This window comes from Roseateles saccharophilus (assembly GCF_004342485.1).
Classification (GTDB): Bacteria; Pseudomonadota; Gammaproteobacteria; order Burkholderiales; family Burkholderiaceae_C; genus Pelomonas; species Pelomonas saccharophila.
The window spans coordinates 1-7,297 of record NZ_SMBU01000071.1 but is presented as its reverse complement, the minus strand read 5'-3'; the positions used below and the strand labels follow the sequence as shown (position 1 = coordinate 7,297).

Genomic DNA, 7,297 nt, shown 5'->3' with positions numbered 1-7,297 from the left:
TGCGTGGCAGCGTCGGTGGCAGCGGCCTGATCTGATTCGCGTCCACATTGAGCCCAGAAACTCGTCAGTGCGAATTGGAGGTCACGGATTCAGGACCAAGTCGGGGTTCAGGATGGCGAACCAGGGTGTTCTGCAGCGTTCAAAGGCCTGATTGTGGTTAGCGCCGAACCCCATGGGAGATGGGTTTCGAATGATGATCAATTGAAGATGACGTAGTGGCCCAACCTCAAAGACAAAAGGCTCGTTGGGGACATTTAGCGTCACCACGAGGCGAACTCCCGCAAGGCTGGGCAGTTCGTCGAGTTGTGCCACGAGGGCGTCGATCAGGGCTCCATGACCGTGGCTGACGATAGAGAGGGTGATCAGTTCGGAAAGATTCATGTCAACGAAGACGGTAAGTGAAGCAACAAGGCTCGCGTGCCATCGATCTAAGTTGGAAGGCGAGCAGCTTGTGCTTCCAAGGGCATCTTTTATCCTGATTAGCAAGTTGCCTCAGCCGAGCTAGATTTACGCCAACTCCGAGGGTGTGGGAGACAGGCGGCCCCATAGGCGAAGCCCCTGTTCGGAAGCCTCACAATGAGTCGATTTCAAAGCATTGCTGAGGCAACTTACTATTCAGTTCTTTTATTAGAACAGGCAACGAGATCGCTTCGGACCAACGATGGGAACGGCTTGAGCAGAGCTTTGGTTTTGGCTGAACTTTCAGTCCTCGACGGTCAATCCGCTTTCCAGATCCGGTGTGCGCTGAAGCGACGGACGGTAGGCTGCGAAAAACTGTAGCGCTGAGGAGCACATATCAATTCATTGAGCTGGGAGTCATGCACCCCTTCCCACCATCAGCTCGAAGTTGACGGATCGCGTCGTCGTAGGCTTGAACTACCTTTGCGGGTGGGGCGTACACAGGCGAAGCCAATGCCCAGTTGCTCTGCTGCGCATTGAGTGCGTGAACCAAGCTTGACTCACTTTCGAAAAATATGGCACCAGGTTCAAAGAATTCCTTGAAGACGGGCCGAGTCAGTAGAAAGCATGGTACGCCTTCCAACAATGCGGCGGCGATAGGGCGCCCAAATCCTTCCTGATCGGCAACAGAGGCTAGCAAGTCAATTCGCGAGAAAAAATCCGTCAATGATGCGGAGTCGCTCTCTATCAGTTCCACCGATATGTTTGGATATTTCGATGTAACCATTTCGAAATAGCTAGTTCTGTGACCGTAAATCAGAAATCGCAGGTTCTTTGTAGCTCCCGCAGCGATCACTTCAGAAAATAGATTTTCATAATTTTTCTTTGGCGAATCGCTTCCAACAAGACCAATTAAGAGCGGTTGACTCGCGGTGCGGGTGGGGCGCGACCTTGAATTGGTTATCCTTGGAAATTTGTTTGGCGCAAATACGAGGCGGTGAGGTTCTACGCCAAGGCTCAGAACAAACGAGAGTGCTTCCGAAGTATTGATAAAACCAACCCTACAGCGAGACAGGGACAGGGACCAGCGTAGAAGTCTTGTCTTCAGTTTGGCCTTGGGGCCGGTTGAGAAAGGGTACGCGTCGTGCACGACGACCCATTGGTTCGAAAGTCCCGCCAAAGGGTGGGAGGTTGGCGTAAAAACAACATCGCCGCGCCAAGCCGCGGCGAGCGCCTCCCAAAGCATCCTCGGTAACGAACATGCCTTGACCTCGCATTGAGGCAGTGCAATTTGAGTTGCGCCTAGAAGGGCTGGGTGTACAAGGATCTTTCGAATTAGCCCCTCAGTTTGACTCAGATAGTCGACTGCGTAATAAAACAGGCCGTTGGTGGCTTTGATGTTGAATAGATTTCCGACAATCATGGAGGAAGAATCGGTTATCCCTAGGGTTTAAACAAGATAAAGGAGACCAACATGGATGCCAGTCAAGCCCTTCCGATATTGCGCATCACCAAGTCGTGTGGCTGTCGGGTGTACCCAGCGTGTGCATGCAACGCTGCAGGGTGTTTGGCCGGCCGATACCAGAAGGCTTCAGGATGCCTGGCAAGCGCGGCGCGCGTTCTTCGCGGAAGCATTTCTGTATAGAACTATGCCGATGTGAAGAGCGAGGAACAGTACGGAAGAATAGGCATATAGAAATAGCGCTCCATACCAACCAGGAATTGCAAGTGACAACCATGTATACCATATGACGTTCAACGAATCATCCGTCCGTCGGACCGACATGGTGGCGAAGAAGGAAACAGCACAAAGTGCGGTCACATACAGGATGTTGAAGACCATTGAGGCTGGAGAGATGAAGAGCCATCCAGCCATTGTCGGGTTTGCATTCCAATTGATATCAGTGGAAAATGGATCGAGGTAGCTGGCGAGCGCTTGTCCTGCGCTGATCTTTTGTTCGCTGCCTGAAAGGATATCAAACGCAATGCCATGAATGCCTTCGTACCAAAATGGCGCGATCAGTCCTTTGTCCATATCAAATTGAAAGAGATCTTTTAGCTGATATGTTGCAATCAAGCTTGATAGCAGCTGCAACCGGTCGAATGCCTGTTGTAGCGAGCCAAGCAACAGATCCCCGACATCTATTGATTCATATAAGGTTAGGAAATCTTGGAGATTGCCCTCGCCGCCGACCGCCAGAAAACGGATAAACAGCTTGAAAAACAATAGAAATGGATAAGAGGTCGCCAGTAGGGCGGCGCCATATATTACGTATTTCGGTTTTAGCTTTCCCTTGCGGTACAGGCGGCAGGATTCGATAAATATAGCAGTAAGGACGACGCCCGACCATCCTCGGAGCAGGCTTGACGTAATCCAAATTGCAAAATTCAGAATGAAATATTTCGAATCCCTATAGGTGCCGTAGAAAACTACGAAGAGCAGATCGACTGGGATGAGGACCCAGATCTTTGAGAGCAGAGAGCTATCCCTTTGCGTTGAACCTGCAACGTATGTGCCTGCGCCAATAAAATAAATAACAAAGCCGATTTGCAGAACGGCTATTATTTTGCCAACCGTGTCGTCGAATGGGGGCTGATCGCTTTCGAAGAGACACTTGGTCCTTATCTTTCTTGCGGCCTCGAAAAGTATTATCTGAAAATAAACGTACGAGGCAATCAGAAGCAAGAGCAATAAGAATGTCGTTTCGCCAGAAGGTGGGCTGACCGTGTTGGACTCACCATACAGCTGCCTGTTGCTCAATATAAGAAAGAAATAAGTTATATTTAATATCAGGAAGAAGGCGAGCCAAATGTAACGAATGCGCACGTGTGCCTCCCTTTATTTTTTCAATCGTAGAAGAAATGGCCGGATGTAGTCGTAGATCAGCGACTTGTTGTGGTTCAAAAAGTACGGAAGCGCGACGAGGAATATCTTCAGGTCGAGCGCTAGAAGTAGCGGCGCGAATCCAGCGTATGTGTAGAAGCCGACGTGCCTGAAGTCAATTTCGGCAATGGATATCAATTTCTTCGATTTCAGGTAGTGAAGCAGCTTCACAATGATATGGGGCATGCTGGCGATAGTAATTGCCCCGCCGCCTGGAATCAATAACAAGAACCTGATGAATATCTTCAGGGTATTTAAGGCCAAGAAGGTAAACACCCGTTTTCTCGGACTCAGCATCAAGTTGTGCAAAAGAAACGTGCCTAGCAGAAAAATTAGTAGACACGTTGCTCGAAGAAACTGCTCATCCTGCCGGCTGTATAGAATTGCTATCATGCCAATAATGATGGGAATTCTTGCTGCCAAGAAAATATGAATTCGAAAGCCCGCAAACTGAGAGCGATCTGTCCTCCCGTCTTTCTCTTTGGCCGAAACAATGTCGTTATGGATGTAGCCGACTTCATACACGGAGTAGAGCAGCAGAAATCCGAACAATACATTGCCGAAACCGGTGCCGAAGAGACTTGCCGCAATTAGAAATGGAGCAGCTTCCATAAGGAAGAGTCCCAGAAGCTGCGGCACTGACGGTTTCGGGTGATACCTGACGATGAAGACGAGACTCGGAATGACGGCGAAAAGGAGCTCTCTCATAGTTCTTCAATTGATGAGCGACGTGAGTTGGAGGGTTCGGTGAGGAGCATTGGCTCCAGGCCAGCTCTTCGTGCTGCCACAACCAAGCGACAATGTCTCACTCCATTCAGTCATCTGTTGCAGGTTTGCATAAGGTCGCCAAATTCGGGGCATTTGCACTCGTCCGGCGAAGCAGGGCCGCGCCACGCACTTTAGACATCATGGTCGCCGCCGGAAGTCGGCGGCCGGTCTCCAACACCGTAGGCTTCGCGGTGGCGCCACCGCACCTTAGATTGTCGGCCATAGGTCATTGATCGGCGTAGTCCGGCCACTTGAGATAGGCATTTGCCGGCCAGTTGTGCCTGTCTTCTTCGCCGCTCACCGGAATTGACCCAGCCCTGCTCATCGGAATTGACCCGGCGCGAGGATCGACAAGGGGGTGAAGGCGCGCAGACACCGGCGTGCTGGCGCACAAGGTCGGAGCATGCGGGTCAGGGTGTCGGCGCTCAAGGATCGCTGCCGCTGGCTGGCTTGATCAACGAAGGCTGGTACTGGGGCTGCGCCCCAGCCCCCATTCCCAGGGGAGGCCGCGGCATTGACTGCCGCACATCAAGCGTGGGTTCCGGTGAAGACGCGGTAGAACTGCCGAAGGAACGGGCACGGCGACCGCAACGACCAGCCAGTAGTTCAAGCCGCCGCGCCCCACTCGTGTAGACCGCGAGTGCGTGCGCAGTATGGCCCCCGACACACAGGGTTGTCCATGTGGCGGGTCGCTGCCAGCGGCGCGCGTGCTCGGCTTCGCTGCGAGCTTGGCGCATGCATGCTGCAAGGCAAGACGACGCGCAAGACAGCGCCCGGGCGTTCGCCTGCGCGCGCTGCGGCGTGGCGGTGCTGGTGTGCCGGCGCTGCGACCGGGGCCAGAGCTACTGTGGGCGCGAGTGTGCGTGCCTGGCACGGCGGGCGTCGCTGCGCGAGGCTGGGCGGCGCTACCAGGGCAGCCGTGCCGGGCGCTTCGCCCATGCGCGGCGCGCAAGGCGCTATCGCCAGCGGCGACGCCAACAAGAAATCGTGACGCATCACGGTTCACGAGCCCTGGGTGAGGTCGTCACAGTGGCGCAAGACCCGCCCGCGACGCCAGGGGCCGGCGCCGGCGACGGCGACGCACCTGTCGCGTGGCGCTGCCACTGGTGTGTGCGCGACTGCGCGCCCGTGCTTCGACGTGGCTTCCTGCGTCGCGGGTGGGTTCCCGTGGGCTCCTGGGCCCGAGGAGGCGTGCATGGTCAATCGCCCTGACGGCGACATCGAGATCGAGCGCTTGCAGCTGCGCTTCGTCGGCGCGCGCGTGAGCGACGAGCGCGCCGTGAAGCGGCTGATGCAGTCCATCGATGCATGCGGGCAGCTCGTGGCCTGCATCGCCGTGGAGGACGACGGCGCGCAGGCGGTGCCGGTGCTCATCGACGGCTACCGGCGCGTGGCGGCGCTGCGCCGGCTCGGGCGCGACACCGCCCGCGTGCAATGCTGCCAGTGCACGGTCGGCCAGGCGCTGGCGCAGTTGCTGGCCTGTGCGCAGTCCAGGGCGTTGGCCGCGATCGAGCAGGCGTTGCTGCTGCGCGAGCTGATCGAGGCCCAGCAGCTGTCGCAGCGCGACGCCGCACGTCAGTGCGGGCGCGATGTGAGCTGGGTGCAGCGGCGGCTGCTGTTGCTGCAGGCGCTGCCCGACGCGGTGCTGGAGGCCGTGCGCGGCGCCGGCGTGTCGAGCTGGGCGGCGGTGCGCGTGTTCGTCCCGTTGGCGCGCGCCAACAGCGATCACGCCCACCGGCTGCTGGCCAGCCTGGGCGCGCAGCGGCTGTCCACGCGCGAGCTGCGCGCCTGGTTCGAACATTACCAAGGTGCGCAGTGCGCGCAGCGCGAGCGCATGGTCGAGCATCCGCGCCTGTTCATCGACAGCTTGCACGAGCGTGAGCGTGAACGCCAGGCGCAGCGCCTGCGCGACGGGCCCGAGCGTGAGTTGGTGGGCGAACTCGGCCAGCTGCAGGCGCTGCTGGGGCGAGCGCGCCGACGGCTCGCGCCGCTGAACGCACCGGTGGCGGCGCCGCTGGCGCGTGCGTGTGCTGGCGTGCACGCGGTGCTGCCCGAGGTGGCCAGTGAACTGGCGAGGCTCGTGCCATGACCCCGATCGACATCTGCAACAGCGTGCGCACCCTGCAGGCGCAGGGCCTGCACCTGCGCGAGATCAGCCGGCTGCTGCGGCTGTCGCGTAACACCGTGCGGCGCATCCTGCGCGAGCCGGTCGCGGCGCCCGCACGGGTCGCCGCGGTGGACGAGGCGATGCAGCGGCGCCTGGCTGAGGTCTACGCACGCGCCCAAGGCAACGCGGTGCGCATGGGCCAGATCCTGGCCGACGAAGATGGGCTGCGGCTGCCCTACAGCACGCTCACGCGCTGGGTGCGTGAGGCCGGTAAGCGTTCCGCGAACGACAGCCTTGCGCCAATTGACGCACTGAATTAAGCAGCTTGGGCGATGGCCGTGGCTGGCACGGAGGCAGGCGTTTCGGGGGAGGCGCTGGCAGTGGGCGGCTTCCAGTTGTGCGGCAGCAGCTGCGCGAGATCGCGATCCTTCAGCGTCGGCAGCCGCTCGAACACGTCCTTGAGGTAAGCCCACGGATCGTGCCCGTTGAGCTTTGCCGACTCGATCAAGCTGAGGATATTTCCGGCGCGTTCGCCGGCCTGTTGCGAGCCCACGAACAACCAATTGCGGCGACCCACGGCGAGCGGTCGTATCGAGTTCTCTGCCGCGTTGTTACCCGGCATGCTTGGTACCGCGCGCCTCCCGGCGCACGGTACGCCGCCACTGGGTATATCGTTTGCGCACCGGGAAAGGGGCGACGGAAGCATAGGTGTTTGCGGGCAGGCCGGCTTTTGACAATGAGCTGCGAGCTCGGGTTGTTATCTGGCTGCCCCTTCGACTCGCCCGGTTGCGCTGCGAGCGCGAATCCGTAGTTGTCGTGTTGTCCGCGAGCTTCCGCCGTGTCGCTTCACTACTGGAGGTCTCCTATGAGAGTCATCGGTTTGGATGTACACCGGAACTTCGCACAGGTAGCGATCGTGGAAAACGGCCAGGCCAGGAACCATGGTCGCTTTGCCATGGATCGAAGTGCCGTGCTCAGGTTTGCCGAGACGCTGACCAAAGAAGACGATGTCGTGCTCGAGTCCACCGGAAACACGGCCGCCATCGTTTGTTATGACCGTCGCTGTCTGAGGCTTGCCAGGGCTTGATGTCCCAGGAACGTTGGGGGCGTTCGTGAGAACGCTGCCGCGGTCATCGCGG

General features: G+C 58.0%; 7 protein-coding genes and 1 pseudogene. 3 read left to right on the top strand and 5 right to left on the bottom strand.

From position 1 onward, the window contains the following. Nucleotides 1-81: 81 nt before the first annotated feature. The 4 genes from EV671_RS26030 to EV671_RS26015 all read right to left on the bottom strand — a co-directional run bounded on the left by EV671_RS26030 (nt 82) and on the right by EV671_RS26015 (nt 3,991). Entirely contained in the window at nt 82-381 is a 300-nt protein-coding gene (locus EV671_RS26030) for a glycosyltransferase family 2 protein (RefSeq protein ID WP_132576812.1), read from the bottom strand. A gap of 415 nt (nt 382-796) precedes the next feature. Further along, on the bottom strand, nt 797-1,822 hold the full coding sequence (locus tag EV671_RS26025; protein WP_132576811.1) for a glycosyltransferase family protein: 1,026 nt from the start codon (nt 1,820-1,822) through the stop codon (nt 797-799). Between the two features lie 168 nt (nt 1,823-1,990). After that, nucleotides 1,991-3,226, bottom strand: coding sequence for an oligosaccharide repeat unit polymerase (gene wzy, locus EV671_RS26020; RefSeq protein ID WP_132576810.1), 1,236 nt, complete (start codon nt 3,224-3,226; stop codon nt 1,991-1,993). 12 nt (nt 3,227-3,238) lie between these two features. Beyond that, a complete protein-coding gene (locus EV671_RS26015; RefSeq protein WP_132576809.1) occupies nt 3,239-3,991 on the bottom strand; it encodes a hypothetical protein in 753 nt (250 codons plus the stop codon). A gap of 1,255 nt (nt 3,992-5,246) precedes the next feature. Between EV671_RS26015 and EV671_RS26010 the strand changes: the two genes are divergently transcribed. Beyond that, on the top strand, nt 5,247-6,140 hold the full coding sequence (locus tag EV671_RS26010) for a ParB/RepB/Spo0J family partition protein (protein ID WP_132576808.1): 894 nt from the start codon (nt 5,247-5,249) through the stop codon (nt 6,138-6,140). Further along, nucleotides 6,137-6,478 carry a hypothetical protein gene (locus EV671_RS26005; protein ID WP_132576807.1) on the top strand — a complete coding sequence of 114 codons (342 nt, stop codon included), beginning with the start codon at nt 6,137-6,139 and terminating at the stop codon, nt 6,476-6,478. The genes EV671_RS26010 and EV671_RS26005 overlap by 4 nt, the downstream gene beginning before the upstream one ends. Here the strand turns inward: EV671_RS26005 and EV671_RS26000 are convergent. Further along, a pseudogene (locus EV671_RS26000) lies at nt 6,475-6,771 on the bottom strand (transposase domain-containing protein); the annotation flags it as partial. The gene EV671_RS26005 and the pseudogene EV671_RS26000 overlap by 4 nt on opposite strands. A gap of 252 nt (nt 6,772-7,023) precedes the next feature. Here EV671_RS26000 and EV671_RS25995 point away from each other — a divergent pair. Then, nucleotides 7,024-7,245 carry a hypothetical protein gene (locus EV671_RS25995; RefSeq protein WP_132576805.1) on the top strand — a complete coding sequence of 74 codons (222 nt, stop codon included), beginning with the start codon at nt 7,024-7,026 and terminating at the stop codon, nt 7,243-7,245. The last annotated feature ends 52 nt before the right edge of the window (nt 7,246-7,297 follow it).